The organism is Flagellimonas sp. 2504JD1-5 (assembly GCF_053618295.1).
In genome coordinates this window covers 944144-965691 of record NZ_JBSIOU010000002.1, presented here as the reverse complement: position 1 = coordinate 965691, position 21548 = coordinate 944144, and the positions used below count along the sequence as shown (strand labels likewise).

21 protein-coding genes are annotated in these 21548 nt (G+C 39.3%); 9 read left to right on the top strand and 12 right to left on the bottom strand.

What is annotated here, in order from left to right; translation table 11 throughout:
• Positions 1-71: 71 nt before the first annotated feature.
• The 3 genes from ACULLG_RS13845 to ACULLG_RS13835 all read right to left on the bottom strand — a co-directional run bounded on the left by ACULLG_RS13845 (position 72) and on the right by ACULLG_RS13835 (position 4488).
• Complete coding sequence (locus ACULLG_RS13845; protein ID WP_452127390.1) at positions 72-860, bottom strand: hypothetical protein; 789 nt, start codon at positions 858-860, stop codon at positions 72-74.
• Between the two features lie 378 nt (positions 861-1238).
• Complete coding sequence (locus ACULLG_RS13840; protein ID WP_452127389.1) at positions 1239-2084, bottom strand: DUF4249 domain-containing protein; 846 nt, start codon at positions 2082-2084, stop codon at positions 1239-1241.
• Between the two features lie 4 nt (positions 2085-2088).
• On the bottom strand, positions 2089-4488 hold the full coding sequence (locus ACULLG_RS13835) for a TonB-dependent receptor (RefSeq protein WP_452127388.1): 2400 nt from the start codon (positions 4486-4488) through the stop codon (positions 2089-2091).
• Positions 4489-4758: 270 nt separating this feature from the next.
• Between ACULLG_RS13835 and ACULLG_RS13830 the strand changes: the two genes are divergently transcribed.
• The 8 genes from ACULLG_RS13830 (at position 4759) to ACULLG_RS13795 (ending at position 10318) form a co-directional block, all read left to right on the top strand.
• Positions 4759-5901 (top strand): hypothetical protein, encoded by a 1143-nt coding sequence (locus ACULLG_RS13830; protein WP_452127387.1) that lies wholly within the window; start codon positions 4759-4761, stop codon positions 5899-5901.
• A 229-nt stretch (positions 5902-6130) separates the two neighbouring features.
• Positions 6131-6757, top strand: coding sequence for a hypothetical protein (locus ACULLG_RS13825; protein WP_452127386.1), 627 nt, complete (start codon positions 6131-6133; stop codon positions 6755-6757).
• Between the two features lie 2 nt (positions 6758-6759).
• On the top strand, positions 6760-8082 hold the full coding sequence (locus ACULLG_RS13820; RefSeq protein ID WP_452127385.1) for a 2TM domain-containing protein: 1323 nt from the start codon (positions 6760-6762) through the stop codon (positions 8080-8082).
• Between the two features lie 126 nt (positions 8083-8208).
• Positions 8209-8487 (top strand): 2TM domain-containing protein, encoded by a 279-nt coding sequence (locus ACULLG_RS13815; protein ID WP_452127384.1) that lies wholly within the window; start codon positions 8209-8211, stop codon positions 8485-8487.
• Positions 8488-8526: 39 nt separating this feature from the next.
• Complete coding sequence (locus tag ACULLG_RS13810) at positions 8527-8829, top strand: 2TM domain-containing protein (RefSeq protein ID WP_452127383.1); 303 nt, start codon at positions 8527-8529, stop codon at positions 8827-8829.
• A gap of 2 nt (positions 8830-8831) precedes the next feature.
• Positions 8832-9137 (top strand): 2TM domain-containing protein, encoded by a 306-nt coding sequence (locus tag ACULLG_RS13805; protein WP_452127382.1) that lies wholly within the window; start codon positions 8832-8834, stop codon positions 9135-9137.
• Between the two features lie 44 nt (positions 9138-9181).
• Positions 9182-9511, top strand: a complete 330-nt coding sequence (locus ACULLG_RS13800; RefSeq protein ID WP_452127381.1) for a 2TM domain-containing protein — start codon at positions 9182-9184, stop codon at positions 9509-9511.
• Positions 9512-9562: 51 nt separating this feature from the next.
• Positions 9563-10318, top strand: a complete 756-nt coding sequence (locus ACULLG_RS13795; protein ID WP_452127380.1) for a LytR/AlgR family response regulator transcription factor — start codon at positions 9563-9565, stop codon at positions 10316-10318.
• Between the two features lie 96 nt (positions 10319-10414).
• Here the strand turns inward: ACULLG_RS13795 and ACULLG_RS13790 are convergent, their stop codons facing one another.
• Together ACULLG_RS13790 and ACULLG_RS13785 are read right to left on the bottom strand one after the other, a co-directional pair.
• Complete coding sequence (locus tag ACULLG_RS13790) at positions 10415-11599, bottom strand: LETM1-related biofilm-associated protein (protein WP_452127379.1); 1185 nt, start codon at positions 11597-11599, stop codon at positions 10415-10417.
• Positions 11600-11664: 65 nt separating this feature from the next.
• On the bottom strand, positions 11665-12207 hold the full coding sequence (locus tag ACULLG_RS13785) for a mechanosensitive ion channel family protein (protein WP_452127378.1): 543 nt from the start codon (positions 12205-12207) through the stop codon (positions 11665-11667).
• A 191-nt stretch (positions 12208-12398) separates the two neighbouring features.
• Here ACULLG_RS13785 and ACULLG_RS13780 point away from each other — a divergent pair, with 191 nt between their 5' ends.
• Positions 12399-13043 (top strand): OmpW/AlkL family protein, encoded by a 645-nt coding sequence (locus ACULLG_RS13780; RefSeq protein ID WP_452127377.1) that lies wholly within the window; start codon positions 12399-12401, stop codon positions 13041-13043.
• 95 nt (positions 13044-13138) lie between these two features.
• On the opposite strand, the gene ACULLG_RS13775 is transcribed toward ACULLG_RS13780, so the two are convergent.
• The 7 genes from ACULLG_RS13775 to ACULLG_RS13745 all read right to left on the bottom strand — a co-directional run bounded on the left by ACULLG_RS13775 (position 13139) and on the right by ACULLG_RS13745 (position 21363).
• Complete coding sequence (locus tag ACULLG_RS13775; protein WP_452127376.1) at positions 13139-14068, bottom strand: GNAT family N-acetyltransferase; 930 nt, start codon at positions 14066-14068, stop codon at positions 13139-13141.
• 154 nt (positions 14069-14222) lie between these two features.
• Positions 14223-14594 carry a VOC family protein gene (locus ACULLG_RS13770; protein WP_452127375.1) on the bottom strand — a complete coding sequence of 124 codons (372 nt, stop codon included), beginning with the start codon at positions 14592-14594 and terminating at the stop codon, positions 14223-14225.
• A 36-nt stretch (positions 14595-14630) separates the two neighbouring features.
• Positions 14631-15125: a nuclear transport factor 2 family protein gene (locus ACULLG_RS13765; protein ID WP_452127374.1), complete on the bottom strand. Its 495-nt coding sequence runs from the start codon at positions 15123-15125 to the stop codon at positions 14631-14633.
• Between the two features lie 80 nt (positions 15126-15205).
• Positions 15206-15787, bottom strand: a complete 582-nt coding sequence (locus ACULLG_RS13760; protein ID WP_452127373.1) for a superoxide dismutase family protein — start codon at positions 15785-15787, stop codon at positions 15206-15208.
• 416 nt (positions 15788-16203) lie between these two features.
• Complete coding sequence (locus ACULLG_RS13755) at positions 16204-17424, bottom strand: bifunctional alpha/beta hydrolase/OsmC family protein (RefSeq protein ID WP_452127372.1); 1221 nt, start codon at positions 17422-17424, stop codon at positions 16204-16206.
• Between the two features lie 40 nt (positions 17425-17464).
• Entirely contained in the window at positions 17465-18163 is a 699-nt protein-coding gene (locus ACULLG_RS13750; protein WP_452127371.1) for a DUF2490 domain-containing protein, read from the bottom strand.
• Positions 18163-21363 carry a VPS10 domain-containing protein gene (locus ACULLG_RS13745; protein ID WP_452127370.1) on the bottom strand — a complete coding sequence of 1067 codons (3201 nt, stop codon included), beginning with the start codon at positions 21361-21363 and terminating at the stop codon, positions 18163-18165. Before ACULLG_RS13745 ends, ACULLG_RS13750 begins: the two co-directional genes overlap by 1 nt.
• Between the last annotated feature and the right edge of the window lie 185 nt (positions 21364-21548).

Here is a 21548-nt window from a genome sequence, read left to right as displayed (position 1 = left end):
GTTTTGTGATGCATATTCCAAAAAAAAAAACAGGGAGCAAACTAGCCCCCTGCTATAATTTAAAATAGGAATTATTGTCTGGCCGCGGATTGGACCGACCCGTCGGTTCCACTAAGATCAGGTCTGAATGCCCATAATTCTTGAATGTCGCCATTAGTGGTATCCCCAAATTCTTTTAAGAAGTCCATAAATGTACCTTCCCCATGTACTTCTTCATACCATTCTGGAAATTTGTCTTCTTCCGACATCCAAGAGCTGCTGTCAAAAAAGTTTACCCATGCCATGTCCTGACCATCCATATTGCTTAATTCGTTAAAATAGACTCCCCATTGCTCATCAGCGTCTTTTGTTTTAAACACTTTGGTGACTTTGTCCAAAACGCCCATAAAATCCCGCCCCTTGAAACGCTTGATATCCAGCATAAAGACAGCTAAATTTTTTAATTTGAAATCTTTGGTGAAATTGGAGTGTTTTGTATCAAATCTCCAATAGGTAACTGGAGATTCGGATAATGAATGGGCGGCAACATTGGCATTCCAATCATCATTATGTCCATTCTCATTCTGAGGAGCGTTGTCCATTGCACTCCAAGGTATGGGTCCCATACTCCAGACATATTTCCCAAAATTTTTGCCGCTCATTACAAAAAATACATTGGCCGCATAAGGTCCATCCGAATGAAACTTTTTATTGTGGGCGGCAATCCCAGCCTCAAATTCGGCTATCTTTTCGGGATGGGCGGTTAGCATTAGATTGGTAAACACTCCATAATCTTTGGTTTCTTGGGCTGAAATTAAAAAAGGAACCAGCAATAGTGCAAACAATAGTTTTTTCAGTTTTGTTGAATTAGTCGTTTTCATAAAGCTTAGAATTAAAGGTTGATATAAATTGAATTAGTCTACAAATTTGGTAATCGACATCTTGCTCAATTCCAAACAGCATGAATCAACCTACAAGTGTGCAAGTAAGGTTCTATATGAGGGAACAAACTAGGAAAGTAGTGGGGGGAGGGATATGTTAAAATCCTAGTATTCTAAGATAATAAAAAACTGGTAATGAATGGTTTAAGTAATAGGCTAATTGCTTTTTTTACCTCAATAATGAATGGTTTATATATAGTTTCCTACAACATGTGCTTACAGAATATTGAATTCCTACAATATATGGGCCACCTCAAAACAAAAATCCCAAAGCCGAAAATTCGGACTTTGGGATTGTCAACCTAAAAAAAACAAAAACTACTCGAACGTAAAACTACTTTCCACTTTTTCGGAAACCCTGAAATAGCCATATGGGGTATTATCAGGATTGTCCACATTTATGCAATTACCAACCAAGGCGACCGGGGTTGCGCTAAATGGATTTCCTGCACTCTCAAATTGTTCCACCAGCAAGCGCAAATAGTTGTGGTAGTCTTCCGAAATACCCAATAATTGAATATCCACAACATCCCCGGGTTCAAACTCTTTGATGTTTTCCTGTTCATCCTCCAATTTTTCATAGTAAAAGGTTACTTCATTCCCGTCCACAAATTCATCTTTGATGTAAAAAAGCTCGGGTAATCTATCATTCCTACTATGAAATCTGAGAAAGTAATAGTTTTCGATATCCGCAGGATCTTGAAAGGAAACATTGACTTCCAAAGCTTCGTCATCTTCACCATCTTCTGTTGATTGTGTTATGGCAGAAAACTCGCTTACGGGAAGCATGGTCTCGGTGGCGGTGTATTGTTCACCTTCATATAATATTTCCAATGTGTATGAATTTCCAACAACTGGAATAAACGTGGATGTGGTATAACGTCCATCATTTTGGTCTTGAAAGGTGAAAATCGCACCACTGTCATTGTTGGTTACTTGGACTATTGCTCCATTTACCGCCGAATTTTGTTGACGCTCGAAAAAGGGTGTGGAGGTACTCAATAAAATGGTTTGTTCATTTCCTGAGGTGCCTTTTTCCCAATCCAGTGAGGCTTCAATGGTCAACCTAATGGGGCCTTCGGGAACATCTACTTCGACAACATCAGTGCAGGAAGCAATACATAGTATTGCAATGCTAAAAAAGATTTTATAAATGCGTTTCATTGTTTTAAAATTTAAAGTTGTAGGTAACGGAGGGAACCATACCAAAAATTGCAGTTCGAGTTGCTTCATTGGCGCCGGTTTCAAAATTTTGCCCAAACGAAATGGATGCGGCATTTTTTCGATTGTAGACATTATAAATGCCAAAGACCCATTCTCCCTTCCATTTCTTATCTGGTCTTCTATTTGGTTTATAAGTGGCCGAAATATCCAGTCTATGGTAAGCCGGTAATCTATCGGCATTACGGTCAGAATAGGATGCAATGGATATGCCCTCGTATTGATATTGTCCGTTCGGATAGGTAACTGGTCTTCCGGTTTGGAAAACGGCATTGGCCCCAAAACTCCATTTTTCATTTAATTGATATGCCCCCGTAATCGAGATGTCGTGGGTTCTGTCATGCGGAGTGTTGTACCAATCCCCATTGTTGATGCCCGGACCACCTGCATTGCCACCAAATGTTCGCTGTTCCGATTTAGAAAGGGTATATGAAATCCAACCTGTTAAGGGACCTTCATTCTTCCTGAACAAAAGTTCAAGACCATAAGCTCTTGATTCCCCGTTCAAAATTTCCCGTTCAATGGTGTTGTTTCCGATGAGGTCCGAACCGTCGATATAGTCAATACGATTATCCACTGTTTTGTAGTATGCTTCCACTTCCATCGAAAACATTTTGTCCATGAAATTTCTAAAATATCCGAGGGCATACTGGTCTGACAATTGCGGTTTTATATATTTCCCACTGGGGGTCCAAACGTCAAGAGGAGTTACGGAAGAGGTGTTGGACAGCAAATGGATGTACTGGGCAGCTCTTGAATAGCCGAATTTGACCGATGAGTAATCATTAAGCTGATAGGCCAAGGCCACTCGGGGTTCAAAATTCCTGAATGTTTCCATGCTCTCATTTTTCTTATACACCGTTTCACCAATAGGGTCCGTCCTTTGGTAAAACCGCAAGGTTGGATTGTAGATCAAGGGTTGGTCATTTGCATATTCTGATAATGGTTGTCCTCCCATTCGGTTGAAATGACTGAATCGTAGACCATATTGTGCGGTAAGCCTATCTGTTAGTTTGTGCTCCGCATTGATATAGGCCGCACTTTCCAAAGCTCTTTTTTTATCGAGTTGGAGTTCGTTTATTGCAGAATTGGGACCGGTAGGTTTAATTTGCCCAGGATCAAACTCGTATTTGATCGTACTAATACCGAAATCGAGTTTAAAAGCATCGCTGAAATAATATTTCAAATCGTATTTGGCATTGTAATTTTTGATGGAGGAAATCCAATCGAACTCAAAATCCTCTATGCCCAATTCATAATCATATTTGCTATAAATGAGGGAGAGATTGGAGAACAATCGATCATTAAAAATATGATTCCATCTTAAGTTTCCGGAAGCATTTCCGTAGCTACTGTTAAATGAGCCATCGAAATCAAAAACATCCCTGCCAAAATATCCTGAAAGAAAGAGCTTGTTGTTATCGTTAAGACGGTAGTTGGTTTTAAGGTTCAGATCATAGAAGCTAACACTATTCTTTTCACCAGCCAGTTTTAGAAATAGATGTGCATAAGATCCTCTTCCGGCAATTAAAAACGAGCCCCGGTCATTGAACATGGGGCCTTCGGCGGCCAATCTGCTGGAAATTGCACCAATGCCACCGGTTAAGGCAAAATTCTTGCTGTTCCCATCTTTTTGACGCACATCCAGCACCGATGAAACCCGTCCTCCAAATTTTGCAGGTATGCCCCCCTTATAGAGTTTAAGGTCCTTTACTGCATCGGCATTAAAGACAGAGAAAAAACCGAGCATATGTGAGGTATTGTATATAATGGCTTCATCCAGGAGCACAAGGTTTTGGTCCACAGCCCCTCCGCGAACATGAAAACCACTTGACCCCTCGCCGTTATTAGTGACCCCAGGTAAAATCTGGAGGGATTTGATCACATCCACCTCACCCAAAACTACGGGCATTTGCTTTACCGTTTTTATATTGAGTTTGGAAACGCTCATTTCTGGTTTTCGAAGTATGGCCCTTTCGGGCTCTTCGGCAGTGACCTCCACTTCGTCCAGTTGTGTGGAAACCTCGGTAATTTCAATATCAATTTTTTGATTTTGGTCCAAGACCACTTGCATGGAGATCTCTTTATATCCCAAATGTGAAAACACCAAGGTGTAGGATCCCTTTGGTGCTGTTAAGGAGTAAAAACCATATTCGTTGGTAATGGCACCAATTGTTGTACCCTGTAAAAAGATGGAGGTGCCAAAAAGGGTCTCCCCGTTCATTTTGTCTTTTATGTTTCCACTGATGGTGTAATTGCTTTGGGCGTGCAGGGTAAGTGAACTTGCCAAAAGGCATAGGGCGGTAAGCAAGCGAATAGGCCTTGGCCTTTCCTTTTTTTCCTTCATTCGTTTTTTGATTTAAGATTAGATTGAATCGTTTTTTGATGTATTCCACCTAATGACAGTGGAAAAGAAGAAAGGTTGCATCTCCATAAAAAGAAATTCGTTTTGGATTGGGTTTTAACTCAAAATTGGGAGTTGTCGGCCATGTTAATCACCTTAAAATCATAAAAGTGTTGGTGTTCATATTGGCAGAAGCGTCATTTAGCTAAGAATCTGAAATAGGTAGGAAAGTTTGGCTAAATTCATTTCAAAATAAACATAACGAAGCTCAAAATGAATAAAATTCTTCTAATTGCAACAGCTGCATTGTTGTTGGTTTCCTGCAAGTCCAAAAATGCTGAAAATACGGCAACGGATGAGAAAAAGAACAAGATTCCAGTTTACGCATGGATTGGCGGACCGGGTGAAGCCACTGATGCAGAATTGACGACTCAATTTAAAGATCTTAAAGGAAAAGGGATAGATGGTTTAATGTATAATGGAGGACATGATCCTGGAACGTATAAAAGAGTTGGAAAATTGGTGAAGGCATCAGGGATGGAGTTTCACACTTGGATTCCGACAATGGTACAGGGAGAAAACCCAAAGATTGACAAAACCTGGTATGCGGTCAACAGGAATGGAGAATCAGCCTTTGAAAAACCAGCTTATGTGGATTATTATAAGTTTTTATGCCCAAGTAAAGAAGGAACCTACAACTTTTTGGCTGAACTCTATGGAGGAGTGGCCGATGTGGAAGAGGTTGATGGTATTCACTTGGATTATATCCGTTTTCCCGATGTGATTTTGGCCCGTGGGCTATGGGATAAATATGGTCTTGTGATGGATAAAGAATATGCTCCATACGACTATTGCTATTGCGATGACTGTACATCCGACTTTAAGGAAAAGACAGGAATAGACATCAAAGCTGCTGAAGATGCTACGCAAGTTGAGGAATGGAAACAATTCAGATACGACCTAATTACCAATATGGTGGGTCGTTTGGCCGATGTGGTCCATGGAAAAGGAAAAAAAATCAATGCAGCGGTGTTCCCTGGGCCGTCAATTTCAAAAAAATTGGTACGGCAAGAATGGAATAAATGGAATTTGGATGCCGTGTATCCCATGAATTACAACGATTTTTATTTAGAAGGACCTGAGTGGGTAGGAGAAATTGTTAAGGAGGAAGTTGGAGCCAGTAAAGCTGGAGTTCCTGTTTATAGTGGATTGTTCATCTGTCCTAAGCCTGAAAAGAAAGGGAATGAGAAAGATCCCGAAAATCATGGATTGCTTCCTGAAGAAATTGGTGAGGCCATTGCGGGCTCCATGAAAAATGGTGCGACCGGAATATGTCTCTTTACCCCTGGCAGAATGACCGATGCACATTGGGAGGCTTTTGAAAAAGCCATCTATAAAGATTACAGCAACCGATAACCAATATTTATAGTTGCAAAGTCCGGCTTTTCTAGTGAATTGCCGGGCTTTTTGTTTAAAAAAATTCCCCGATGCACGGCGTCGGGGTTTCAGATAATCTGTCATTCCCGCAAAAGTGGGAATCTATTCAACAGTTCAGGTGTAAAAACCAACAGTTGGGTCATAGTTTTTGGTGAGATTTACTGTTCGAAAGCACTTTTGCGGTATAAATAATTGAAAACGAACAGTCATGAAAAAACTTATTCTTCTTGTTATTTTATTTGGTTCTATCGGTGTAACATGGGCACAAGACCAATACATGAAAGGTATGGAAAAAGCCTTTCAACTTTGGAAAGACCAAAAACCGATGGAAGCCGCTAATATTTTTGAACGTATTGCAATGGCGGAGAAGGACAACTGGGTTCCCCATTATTACGTCGCCCAAATAAACACCATTTACTCATTTGGGGAAAAAGATTTTGAAAAATTGTCCAAACAATTGGAAAAAGCTAGGGAGTTTTCCGATATGGCCAAATCAATTTCACCGGACAATCCCGAATTATTGGTGCAAGAAGCCCTAATAAATACGGCTTGGATAGCATTTGACGGTGCAACATATGGCATGACCCTTTCAGGAAAAACTACACAACTTTATCAAAGAGCCCTTGAATTGGCTCCTGAAAACCCAAGAGTGGTGTTTTCAAAAGCGGAGTGGGATATGGGATCCGCCAGATATTTTGGTAAGGATACTGCACCATATTGTAAAGATGTGGAGAGAGCCTTGCAACTTTTTGCTAATTTTAACAACGATACTCCATTCTATCCTGCATGGGGAAAAGATAGGGCAGAACAGGTGTCGGCACAATGTAAGTCATAAGTATGCAAAATTTTATCAAAGTTGTCAAGGTTTCTTTATTGATAACTATAGTAGTTGCCATTCTCAGCATTTTTGTCTTTGGGAATGGCGATTATTCATTTGATAAGATCCTTAGGGATATTATCATCAGTTTTATTTTTTCATTTGGATTGACCGCGGTCAATGCATATTACCATGATTGGATGAATGTTCGCTATTCTTGGGAAAAAAGTCCTCAAAAACGATTGTGGATTGGGGCTATAGGCTCTTTCATACTTACAATTATCGCATTCGGAGCACTCAGATATATCATTCATTTTTATTACACAGGTGTATCGTTTATGGAATTTATTAAAAATGAAAAACCAGATTCCTACATCGTTGCAATTGTGATCACCTTGATAGCCTCACTTTTCACGCATGCCTTTTATTTTTATAGGGCGCTGCAGAAAAAGGAAGTGAAAAAACAGAAAATCATTGCAGGATCGGCCTCAGCTCGTTTCGACGCCTTGAAAAATCAATTAGACCCACATTTTTTGTTCAACAGCCTTAATGTGCTCACCAGTTTGATTGAAGAGGATACCGATCAAGCACAAAAGTTCACCACCTCACTTTCCAAAGTGTATCGATATGTTTTGGAGCAGAAGAACAAGGATTTGGTCACTGTTGATGAAGAGCTCAATTTTGCCCGTACCTATGTGAGACTGCTTAAAATGCGGTTTGAGGATAGTATCGTATTCGAAATTCCTGAAAAATGCACTGTTCCTGATGCTAAAATAGTCCCTTTGTCATTGCAATTACTTTTGGAGAATGCGGTCAAACATAATGTGGTAACAGCCTCCAAACCTCTACATTTAAAAGTAACGGAAGAAGATGGGATGTTGGTGGTGCGCAATAACCTCCAAGAAAAGCAGGTGGTTAAAAAAAGTAGTGGAGTCGGACTTCAAAATATTAAACAGCGCTATGGCATATTAACCGACAGGGAGGTTCTTATAGCCAAAACCAATTCCCAATTCAGTGTTGGGTTACCAATGCTTACAGAGCAAATTTCTGTTATAGAAACCCAAGAAAGTTATATAGCCGAGAAACGCTACTTAAAAGCCAAGGAAAGGGTGAAAAGCATAAAGGAATTTTATTCCAATTTAACCGCATATTGTATTGTAATTCCTTTTTTGTGGTGGCTCAATTTTAGGACTACCGACTTTTTATGGGCATTTTTTCCCACTTTGGGATGGGGTTTTGGTGTCATAGCCCATGGAATGGAAGCTTATGGATATAATCCGCTTTGGGGCAGACGATGGGAAGAGCGAAAAATCCAAGAACTGATGGACAAAGATGATTTTTAGTGTTGCCCCAGCATACTAAAAACAATTCATCCACCTAAAATAACAGTTCACGAATTCATTTTTTCATCATCCTTTGTTTATATGGAATTTTGAGATGTAATTAAAAAACATCTAAAATCAAAACATATGGAAATTCAGAATCAACACAGATACGACAGGGCGAAAGAAAGAGTAAGAGAACTCAAATGCTTTTATACCAATTTATTTGCCTATTGCCTAGTAATTCCCTTTTTAGCCTATATAAATTATAGAACCACCAGTTTTATGTGGGTTATTTTTCCGGCATTTGGATGGGGGCTTGGAATATTTTTCCATTGGATTAAGGCAACCGGATATCACCCTTTGCTGGGCAAAAACTGGGAAGAGCGTAAAATACAGGAGTACATGAACAGCGATAAATTCTAATGAATACCTATATTTATTAATCATTCAATACCAACCAGAATGGAGCAGTCAAAGAAGGAAAACAAATACATCCGGGCTAAGGAACGGGTCGATGAGCTCAAGAAATTTTATGCCAATGTATGGTCTTATATCATGGTAATTTCGGCATTGGCACTGATCAACTATTTAACCAATGAATTTCGTTATATGTGGTTTTTATGGGCCGCTTTTGGTTGGGGAATTGGAATTATATTCCATGCAATTGGGACCTTTAATCTCAATCCTTTTTTTGGCAAAAAGTGGGAAGAGCGCAAGATCAAGGAATTAATGGACGAGGATGAAAAAACAAAAAAGTGGAAATAATCATGAAAAATTCTAATCCAGAAAAATACGAGAGGGCAAAAAAACGGGTAGAGGAGATGAAAGGGTTTTATATCCATTTAATGGTGTATATCGTTATCAACACCTTTATTCTTGTCAATATTTATTTAAACACGGACGATTTTTGGCAATGGCCCCACTTTGTGACACTAGGGGCATGGGGAATTGGATTGTTATTCCATGCATCCAAAACCTTGGGATTTAACCTGCTGTTCGGTAAAAACTGGGAGGAGCGCCAAATTCAAAAATACATTGAGAAGGATAAAAAGGAAATGGATAAGTTCAAATAATGGAAAAGAAAATTGATATACAAATCAATATATAAACTAGCAGTATGAGGGATTTGGACAAATATGAACGGGCTAAGAAGCGGGTTAAGGAACTGAAAGGGTTCTACAACCATCTTAAAATCTTCTTCGTTGTCAATGTTATATTCTTTCTTTTTAAAAGCGGATGGTTGACGCCTTATATGCCGGAGGGTTTTCCTACTGAAGCATATTACTTTGATTGGATAAACGGAAACTTTATTATCTGGGGCGTTATCATTGTTGTTCATGGTTTAATTCTCATGAGAAATAAGGTGCCGTACCTAAAAAGATGGGAAGAAAAGCAGATTAAAAAATACATGGAGCAAGAAGAGGAGGAGAGCACAAAATACAATTGACAAATATCAACCTACGAACAAAACTTAGTTTTACCACTAAATCATAAATAAATGCATGCCATAATCATTGAAGACGAGAAACCTGCGGCAAGGAGATTAAACAGGTTGCTTTCAGAACTTAATGTAAATGTTTCAACAATGCTTCATTCCGTTGAAGAATCCATCGAATGGTTCCATAATAACCAGCACCCCGATTTGATTTTTTTGGACATTCAGTTATCGGATGGTCTTTCCTTTGAAATTTTTGAAATCATCGAAGTGAAAAGTGCCATAATTTTCACCACTGCATATGACGAATATGCACTCCAGGCATTCAAGTTAAACAGCATTGATTATTTGCTAAAACCTATCGATGATGAAGAGTTGGAAATGGCAGTAAAAAAGTATCAAAATTTTAAGCCAGAAAATCAAAAAATATCGGTCGATTTTAATGACATAAAAAAGCTACTTGTCAACCCCTTGGAAAGGGAATACAAAAAACGGTTTACGGTCAAGGTCGGACAACATTTGAAAATCATAAACGCGGACGAGGTAGAATGTTTCTTCAGTGAAAACAAGGGCACATATGCTGCAACTATGGATGGAAGAAATTATTTGTTAGACACTACTTTGGAGCAGTTGGAAGAGGAGTTGTCCCCAGAGATTTTTTTCAGGGTAAGTAGAAAGTTCTATGTGAATGTAAATCACATCAAGGACATCATTTCTTACACTAATTCAAGGCTTCAAATCAAACTAAATCGCTATATTGAACAAGAAATCATTGTGAGTAGGGAGCGTGTAAAAGACTTTAAGTTATGGTTGGAATAAAGTATTTTAAAATACTGATTATTAAATTTTTAAACCTAAAAATAAATAGCTATAAATTTTTCTTATAGTAGATTTTTGGCCCAAAATCCAAGAAATTTAGTCAACTCGGTTGTCGTCAAAAGCAGAAGGCAATAATTTTGGGATCAGTTTGATGAAAATGGGTAATAATACCGCTCCTCCGGGCAACATAAAAATGGCCAAAGAAGGAATGGTCTTAAAAATATCCAGCAATTGATTTTGAACTTTTTTACGCTCTTGGGCATTCAATTCTTTGGTTGCCGATTTGGATAAAAGAGAAACCAATTCCTTACTTTCGGTAAGTTCTTTTTTTAATCTTTTGCTGTTTCTCAAAATTAATTTCCCCACATTTTTCGACATCCCTTCGTAAAATTGAACGGCTACATTTTTGTCGTTTAGATACCCGATTTTTGACTTGTTTTCCCTGAAGAAGATTTGAACAAAATCCAGTGTGGATTTCACCTCTTTTTCAGACCTGTTCAGGTCCGTTCCAAGCCCCAAAATATAGTCCCATTCTTTACGGTCCAATTGCTTGTCTTCCCATAAAGTCAAACAGGCCATATCCATGAAATAATCCTTTTCACATTCTGTGAAATTTTCCTTGAACAATTCACGGTACGAGCCGTCCAAATTTGCTGGGTCCAAATCCAAATAGGTGAGTGATGAATCTAAAAGTTGCACAAGTTTATCATCCTCTTTTTGGGTCTCTTTTGAATTTAATGCTTGATACGCAATGTTGATAATTACATATTCCAAAAGTTGGGCATGTTCAATAACCGAGGTGTGGGCCTGCAGATATATTCTAAAAATTAGTACATCAACATACAACAATGAATTGGTAAGACTGTTCCCAAAAGCACGGTTAAAGGCATTACCACCTAGATATATACGGGAATCTATGAGCTTTTCAAGCTGTGATTCGGTCTGGCTACCGGTCAATATTTTGTTAAGGAACGATATTTTACTTACCTCAAGGGATTGATAATAACTGAAAACGGTGTTTACAAAACGCTCAAAATCATTATCCTTTTTCTCAAATCGGTAGGTAAAATATAGCGCAGTGAGTAGATTGATCTTGGCAATCTCATCCTCGGTCAAGTTGTGTTCAACAGTAATGAACTTGGGGATATCAATATGGATTCCATATACAAACCCTGATCTTTTAAGCTCGTGGTACAGAAGTTCAAAGTTTGGGAAGACTTTGGACTCTTCATTTACAAGGTGTCCAAATTTGTTTATCCATCCAGATGCAGAAGGGTTCATTAGGTTAATGTTTGCATCTCAAAATAAAGCAAATTAAAAGACTTTTCTACTGGAAAAATGTGTTATTATTCTGATTCAGATGGATTGGTAAGCTGAGTGCCAGTTTCACTCTGCTTTAAGATTTCGATGCCCTTTTGAATCACCAGGTTGGTGGGAATGGTGATTCTACGTCCATCATCGGTACGCATAAATAGGTAAAAACCGCTAATATCCTCTACCTTTCCGGTCCAATCAAAATCACTGTCCAAAACCCTTATTCTGTCCCCAAGACGGAGGGGATGACTAAAAAATAGGATTACACTTGCAGTTAAATTGGAAAGAATGGACCACTGCGCTACAAATCCGATACCAACAACCGCCAGAACCGAAGAAATAAACACCGAAAACTCTTGTAGGTTGACGCTCCAAATCAGGGCGACCAAAGCAATTCCTACCCCGTAAAAAAGGAGGTTGCTTAAATAAAAAATTATTTTTCGATTGTTGATATCAATAGCACTTATTTTTCCAAAACGACGAATGGCACGTTTGCTCAAAAAGTTTAATGCAAAGATTACGATTGCAACAACAACGGTGCTTAAAATTTCCTGTTGATAAGACATTGGATCCATGGCGACAATGGTTTTGTTCCTGCAAATTACCCAATTATGTTGGCAGATTGAAAAAATAATGGATTTTGTCCGTATCACCATTTTTTTGATTCCTTCAAAGAAAAAATTGACCTTAAAAATGTACAATGATAATGATCATGTTCTCCGAACAAGTGTCGAAGTAGCTTTGACAAATTTTTAAAACATAGGCAATGAAAAAACTAGTTATTTGTGCAATGATCTTACTATTGGGAGCTTCGCAATCCATGACGGCCCAAGAACCAGCAGATAATGGAAGTCCATGGCAGTTTAGACTACGCGGAATTGTGGTGACGCCAGATGAAAACGCTGATATTGAGGCTATTGGTGGAGATGTTGCGATTTCTACCACCGTAGTTCCAGAACTCGACATTTCTTATTTCTTTGATGAAAATTGGTCTTTGGAGTTGATTTTGGCCACTACTAAGCACGATGTTGAAGCTGTTGGAACAGCAGCTGGCGATATTGATTTGGGCCATGTATGGCTTCTTCCACCAACATTGACAGGACAATATCATTTTACAGGAGGTGATTTTATCCCTTATTTGGGCGCCGGTTTAAATCTGACTCTATTTTATGGGGTCGATGAAGGTCCGGTAGCAGACGATGTGGACTATGACACCGCCGTTGGATATGCGCTACAGGGCGGGTTCGATTTTATGCTTAACGACAGGTGGTTTTTAAATGCCGATGTAAAAAAGTTATTCCTGAACACTGATGCCACAGTAAACGCTACAACCGCACTTGGAGCTACCGTTGGAGCCGACGTGGATATCAATCCGTGGATTATTGGCTTTGGAGTAGGGGTGAAACTGTAATTTTTGAGTATTGATTTAGTTGATAAAAGAAACGACTTCACCATGAAGTCGTTTCTTTTTCTGTTCAATAATGGGATTGATTCATTTATTCGAAGTCATTCCAGTTTTAATCGAAATCCATAGACTTTCAATTTCACTTGTACAAAATCTAAATCCAAGGCCCATTTAAACCCGAGCTTTTCATACATCTTCCAGGCCACTTTCATATATTCCGTAGTGTGGATTATAACATTTTCGTGATTTTTCTTTTTGGCTTTTTCGATACATGTTAGACTTAGAGCCTTGCCCACCCCCAAACCTCTTCCATCTGGGTGAACAGCTAGAAGCCTAAATCCAGAAGCATTTTTCTCTAAGGGCGCGGTACCTCCTGAACCATAATATTTCATATTCCCAAAATATAGCACACCTCCAATAATTTTGTTTTGGGGAGTTATAGCAACCAAGAGTTCTACTCCGGGCTTTTTGGTGAACTCCCCAATATGTTCCAAGGTTTTGTAATAGGCTGGCTGGTCATCTTGCTTTGGAAAACCTTCAAGCCCGGCATAAACCTTAACCATAAGCTGACCAATGCGTATATGTTCTGAAGGTTCCGCGTTGCGAACAACAAAGGCTTGCTTCGAATCTGCTGGACCATAACTATTTTGATAACGTTCCGCAAAACCTTGATGATGCAGTTTTTGCTCCAGTTCGGTTAACTTTTCCAAAAAATCATCATCCACAAACCTTTCAAGCACAGACTGTATCCTATGCCATTCCTTTTCAAAACTGGGCAACAACTTTTTCCCTTTATTAGATATTTGAATAAGTGTTTTTCTTCCGTCTTGAGAATCTTTGCGAGTTTGTAAATAACCTTCTGCTGTCATCTTTCTGGTTATTTTGATTATTGCGGGATGCGAGAAACCAAGATAATTTGCAATTTCTGTAACAGATAGTTCGTTCTTTTCCTTCAATAAAAGAAAAATGACATGCCAATTGGGTTCCAACCCTAGCTTTTGGTTGGAGTAGTGTGTTATTGTGCTAGACACAATTTTTTCATTTAGTCTTTTAATGCGAGCAGTAAATCCTAAGTGCCTTAACTGAGGTAAAAAATCATATGCCATATTAAATACGTAACTAGTTACGTAAATATATAAAAATATATGAATTTATACGATTAGGTGGGCAAGGAGCTGTATGGTATTAAATATGTTGATCAATCAAAATTGCATTACCGTCAGGGTCAAGCAATGTAAAACTTCCAGGACCTGAAGAGGTCTCATCAGTTTCAGAAGCCAATGCAATTCCATGGGCTTTCAAATGTTTTTGAATTTCACGTACATCATCAAAATTGGGTATGGTCTCTGCATTTTCGTTCCAACCGGGATTGAATGTCAAAATATTGTTTTCAAACATACCTTGAAAAAGACCGATCAACGCATTTCCATTTTTTAGGATTAAGTAATTATATTCTTTGTTTCCAGCAAATACGGAAAACCCCAACTTTTCATAAAACTCCTTTGAGGTTTCAAGGTCTTTTACAGCCAAACTAATTGAAAAGGCTCCTAATTTCATCTTATTTATAGTTTTAAATACAGTATTCTATTCGATTTAATTGATTTTACCATCGTGAAAACCTGCCCGTTTCCAACTTCCATCTTGGTATACCCATATATTCGTGATTCGAAACTCACTTTCCATATCCGTGCCGTCTTTTGTATGGGAGGAATAAACCTTACCGCTCACTATGGCTGAATGTCCATGATATTCAATATCCAATTCGGTAAGGGTGTATGTGTTGATGATTAACTCACCACCCTTGACCGCTTTATCCCGTTTGATTAGGTATTTAAACCAAGATGCTTTGTCAATGGCTTTGGAGGTGCCGTTGGTATGCTTATAATTTTCTGTTACCATCGACTCAAGTGCCGGGACATCACTTTCTGAAAAAGCTCTATTGAATTGTTCTATTGTTGAAATAAGTTCCTCTTTTTGGTCCAAAGTCAGGGTTTGAGGAGCTGTTTTACAACCCATTGAAATCAACAATAACAATAAAATAGATGCCCATAAATTTTTAACAGACCACATTTGCCGTATTATCGCCATGTTCAATGCACGATTTGATGGATATTGTATGAATCGAAAAAGGGACTCCACAATTGGAATCCCTTTTTTTCAAAAAGTTTCTATTGAATAATTCCAGTACAGGCAACCCTGGCTCCTGCAGCTCCACTAGGTTGGGAGGTGAAGTCATCTACGCCTTGGTGAACTATTACGGCTTTGCCCACAATATTTTTGGTTTCATCGTCACATCCAATACACCATTCATTGGTAGCAAAATCAACTGTTGCATTGCCCTCGGCGTTGGCTACAAAATTTCCGATATCACCTTTGTGATAACCACCCTCAGCTCCCCATTTGGCATGGGGTTGAAACGTGGGGTTCCAGTGCCCGCCAGTCGATTTTCCATCCGCTGAGGAACAGTCTGCTTTTTCATGAATGTGAATGGCGTGCTCTCCTTCGGTAAGGCCGGTCAAGGACGCTTTCATGATGACATTTCCATTTTCTTCGGTAAAAGTTACATCACCGGCAACATTGCTATCGCTTTTGGATTCCATTGAAAATGTGATTGTTTTGACAGCCACAACTTCCTTTTCAACTTCTTCCACAACTTCTTCCGCAGTGGTCTCCGCTTCTTTTTTAGCTTGTTTGCAACTTAAGGCACCGACAAGGATAAAACTCATTGCCATTACTTGTATTTTTTTCATTGTGATTGTTTTAGGTTTTGGGTCAAGTTACTCATTATTTAAACAGAGGACAATAGTTTTGTTTTACAATAATGGATTAGTTTTTATCGATGAAACGCAAAAAAACACCGACGAAATACTATTTTTTACTTTACTCCGTTATTTTGTATGACGACTCGTATCAATTAATTAAACAAACTAAATAGGTGAGTACCTTAGTTCAACAACCCACTAATTACATCAATTTTCTTATTTATTGTAATAAGAGAAAATCCTTTTGTAAGGGGTACAATCAATTGAAAAAGGCGTTATACAATGGGCATATTGGTTACAACGACTACGTACGATCGTTAAAGAAAATCCATCAATCTGCGATAGAATTGGAGTTACGTTACTTCGATATTCTATATATGCGACAATAACCGCATCCCGTCTTTTTACTGCAACAGTTTTGTAATAATCTGTGTTTCACTATGCAGTGTTTTGTGCACCGGACATTTATCTGCTATTTGCATTATTCGGGCTTTTTGTTTGTCATCTAAATCCCCTGTCAACCTTATTTCTCGGTGAAAGGTGTCAATTTTGGCACTGTCCCTTTCGCAATTTTCGCAGTCTTCGGCATGTGATTTACTATAGGAGGTATGAACTTCAACGTTGTCCACTGTCCATCCCTTTCGCCTAGAGTACATTTGAATGGTCATCACTGTACAGGCAGACAAGCCAGCTGAAACAAGCTCGTAGGGTGATGGACCAAAATCATTTCCACCATAACTTTCGGGTTCGTCAGCGATCATATAATGATTTCCTACCTTCATTTGAGTGGTAAACCCATCGGCTTCATCTAAACTTGCCACTACCTGATGTTTAGTTTTTAAACGAGTGTCTTTTTTTACACCGTCATTGAGGTATCTTTTAGCCCATCCAGCTATAACCTCACCGACATATATAGAATCTTCCTTTTTGGATAGCAAGTGGTCCGCTCCGTCCAGCGAAACAAAACTTTTAGGATGATGGGCCGAGATATAGATTTCCTCCGCATTCTTTATTCCAACAGTATCATCTTGTGGTGAATGCATGACAAGCAACGGCTTTCTCAAGGATTTAGCTGTTTCCGGCAACGATTTGGTCTCCAAATCATCCAAAAATTGTTTTTTAATGGTGAAATCCCTTCCACTTAGATTGATTACCGCCTTTCCTTCCGATTGAATTTCCTCGATACCGCTTTTGAGAAGATGTTTAACATGCACTGGATTGGAAGGTGCACCAATTGTGGCGACTGCTTTTATCGACGCAATTTCGCCGGCAGCAAAAATGGAAGCGGCCCCTCCCAAAGAATGCCCCACTATGAGTGTTGGAGCCGAATAATTTTCTTTAAGAAACTGTGCAGCAGCGACCAAATCGTCTACGTTGCCCGAAAAATTGGTATCTGCAAAATCACCCTCACTTTCACCCAGTCCTGTAAAATCAAAACGCAATACCCCAAAACCGTTGGATGTCAACCCTTTACTAATGTTTTTTACGGCCAATAGATTTTTATTGCAAGTGAAGCAATGGGCAAATACCGCAAAGTTATGGGGATGACTATCCACAGGTAGTTCTAATCTCCCGACTAGAGTTTGACCTTGTTCATTCTTGAATGTTACTTTTTGTAGACTCATACCTCTGATGTGTTTTAAAGATAATCAAGTCAACAAGCCATTAGTTGTCCTTGACCTTCTTCTTAAATACACCCCTTAGGTCGGGATTAAAGAAGAAACCTATCTGTAATCGGTCAAAAACGGCTGAACTGAACTGATTCCTCAAGTATCCAAATTGAACACTGCTGTTATCGGTAATATGAACACCCAATGCACCATACAAGCGGTTTTGGCCAAACAAATTGTCCTGAAGGTTTATGAACAATTCGTCATAAAAATTCAAGAAAAATGTATCGGTAAGCGGCAAGGTCATTTGGATTCGATAGCGCGCCCTATGCTGTGTATCAGTGCGGTCCCCAAAATCCAAAAAACGCTGCTCTAATCGATAGCGGTGTTCGAAAAGGAATTCCCAAACTTTATTCTTTAGAATAAACTGCTGAAAAATACGATGTTCTTTGGTATTGGTTTCTCCAGGAAATTCTAAAAAATTGGTATCGGTGGAGATATACCCATAACCCCCGGTTGCTATGGCGGTTGGATTGATATGATAGTTTAGTCCCGTTCTAAGTAATAACTGATTGAAATTGGACGTGGTTTCATAAAATCGGAATTGTGCTTCGGTATGGATACTAAAACGTTCTGAAATCTTATTTGTTCCAAAATACATATACCAGGCACCTAATTCGTCTTCACCAGCTTGTTGGGCGTTAACAGTAATTATTGAGGTCAACAAAACCCCTAGCAACATTGTTTTTTTCATTAATCTAAAGTAAAAGTTGATATTTGTTTAAATGGTGATGTGTCCAAAGCTTCGATGGATTCTCTATACGGTTTCCAATTGGTATTGAAAAAAGAATTGGTCTTGTCCAAAGCCGATTTAAGCTCTTCCCTGGCAAATTGAATCAACCTTTTTTCAGTAGCGGTTACGCCACCTTTGCGAGTTGCCACATAAAAGTTTGCGGTGTTCAATCGTTGCATGACAGAGATTTCAGGATTACGGGTAATCCCTTGGCGTTTATCTTCTTTACCTAAATAGAGTGCTATAACCGAATCGATTTGTTTTATTATCTCCTTAGTGGTATCGATTTCCTTTTTATATTTTTCCTTGTCAAGCCCTTTGAGTTCCTTTTGGAACTTGTTAGCCAAATTTTTGCTCTCTACTAATTGTTTTACCGCGTCGGCCGCAGTTTGAATGTAGTTTTCCAACTCCTTTCCAGTAGCATATACTTCGTTTATGGATGCAGTTGAAGTTTGAAGTCTTGGATCTGTCTTGACCGTTACCTTAGTGGAATCTACTGCTTCTCCATAATTCACTTTGACCTTATAAGTCCCAGGTTTGACCCAAATACCACCGGATTCTGATTTGCTCTTGCTTATTTTTCGTGATGGTCTATCCGGGCCTTTCTCGTCAAGATTCCAATAGACTCTGTGGAAGCCTGGTTTTTTTGGAGTTTTATATTTAAGGGTTCGAATCAATTTGTCTCCATCATAGAACTCGAAGTAGATGGAATCTTTTGTTTTTTTGACTTTGTCGTCAATGATTTCCTCTTCTTTTTCTTCCTTGCCTTCCTCAGTTTTGGGCTCACTTTTTCCTTCTTTTAAATAATAGGTAATCATAGCCCCTGACTTTCTGTTTTCACCGTTGTAGAGCGCATCACCTCCAAATCGACTTCCTGTGGCCTGTTGATATGCAGCTAAATATGCATCAGGACTGTCAAAAAGACTAATATTTTTCTGTAAAATTGTTGAATTGGTTGCCAATGCCCTTAAGGGACGAATGTCATCCAAAACCCAAGCAGCTCTTCCAAAAGTCCCAATGATTAAGTCATTCTCGCGTGGTTGAATGGCCAAGTCCTTAGTGGAAACAGTTGGAAAACCTTCGGTCCACTTTTGCCATGTATCTCCTCCATTGAAAGAGACATAAAGCCCGTCGTCTGTTCCCAGGAACATCAAATTTGGATTTTCTGGGTCCTCAACAATGGATAAAGCATAGCTTTCCACATCACTGGCATCCACGATCCTTGTCCAAGTTTTACCATAGTCCCTGGTTCGGTATACGTAAGGTTCATAGTTAAACCTTCTGTAATCATTGGCCACAAGCAATGCCTCACCTTTGTTGTTTTTGGATGCTTTAATCTGGGGAATCCAGCTACCTTGAGGCAAGCCTTTTAAGTTTTTGGTTACTTCGACCCAGTTATTACCTCCATTTTGTGAATAATGAACACGTCCGTCATCCGTACCGACCCAGAGCATATCTTTTTCCACTGGCGATGGTTCAATGACCAAAATGGTACAATAATTTTCTGCGCCGGTGGCGTCCATGGTAAGTCCACCACTTTCATGTTGTTTTTGTTGTTCCTTGTTGTTGGTGGTTAGATCTGGCGAAATAACCTCCCAGGTCAACCCTTTATTGGTGGATTTATGTACAAACTGACTACCGAAATAAACCGTACTGTTGTCAAAAGGATCTTGACCAATGCCGGCATTCCAATTGAAACGAAGTTTGGTTGTTGCATCTGGAGGTGTTGGTCTTACAGTATAATTGTTTCCAGTTTTCCAATCGTATCGTGATACAAAACCTTGTTGGCTCATAGCATATCCAAACTGATTGTCATCTAAGTCTGGCACTACATCAAAACCATCACCAAATGCGATTTCCTGCCAATAGCTGTTTCGTATACCTTGGGCACGCCACACATATGCTGGGCCTCTCCAAGAGCCATTGTCTTGCATTCCTCCATATACGTTATAGGGATATTCATTGTCTATATTGATGTGATAAAATTGTGCTACAGGGAGATTTCCAATAAAACGCCATGTTTTGCCCCCATCTTTGGTGATGTTTAGGCCACCGTCATTACCGTCGATCATAAACTGACCATTCTCTGGATGGATCCACCAGGCATGATGATCCGGATGCACCCCATTGTTTACCTGATAGGCTGGCATTAATTGTGTGAAGTTCTTTCCACCATCCTCTGAAACGTTTACATAGGTAAAAATAGAGTAGACCCTGTTTTCATTTTCTGGATCGGCATAGATTTCAGAATAATAAAATGGTCTATTGCCAATATCGTTTTTATCATTGATTTTTTCCCATTTAAAACCTCCGTCCTCCGACTTATAGAGCGCATTTTTCTTAGCTTCCACCAAAGCATAAACAATATTGGGTTTGTTCTTTGCAATAGTAATCCCGATACGTCCGAGTTCTCCTTTTGGGAGACCATCTTCATCGGTCAGTTTTTTCCAGTTGGTTCCACCGTCGTGGGAAATGTAAAGCCCACTTCCGGCCCCACCTGACTTAAAAAACCAAGGATCACGTTTATGTTCCCACATGGCCGCTATCAATTTGTTCGGGTTCGTAGGATCCATTACCAGGTCGGCAACTCCCGTTTTGTTGTTTACAAAAAGGATTTTGTTCCATGTTTTACCCCCATCTGTAGTTTTGTATACTCCACGCTCAGGGTGGATTCCCCAGGGAGACCCGATGGCACCAACGTAAACAACATCCGGATTTGTTGGGTCAATGATAACTCGATGGATATGTCTTGTGTTTTCAAGGCCCATGGGTTTCCAAGATTTCCCTCCGTCAAGGGATTTGTAGATGCCATAACCACCATTAAGGCTGTTTCTTGGATTTCCTTCACCGGTACCTACCCAAATTACGGATGGATTGGATTGTTGAATTGCTACAGCTCCAATAGAAGCGGTAACCTCATTATCGAAAATAGGAACCCATTTTATTCCTCCTGAAGTAGACTTCCAAAGACCCCCGGAGGCGGTCCCCACATACATGACATCCGGATTGGAGTGGACCACATCGATAGAGGTGACACGACCACTCATTCCGGCAGGACCTATGTTCCGTGGTTTCATATCCTGAACCAAATCCATTGTAAATTCTTGTGAAAAAAGTGGGAGGGATGCCAAAAGCATCAATAGCGTAAAGTAGTGTTTCATTTTAGTTGAATTATTCGGCTAAAGATACCAAAAACAGTATGTGGAATTCTTAAAAAGGTGTTAAGGGGTTGGATGGTCTGTGCTAACTTTAAGCGTCTCATGTTTTTAATATCTTATCTGTAAGTTATTGTTTTTTAAAGGTTTAGTTGGATTTTTGATAATAAGTTCTCATCTTTAATGTGTTC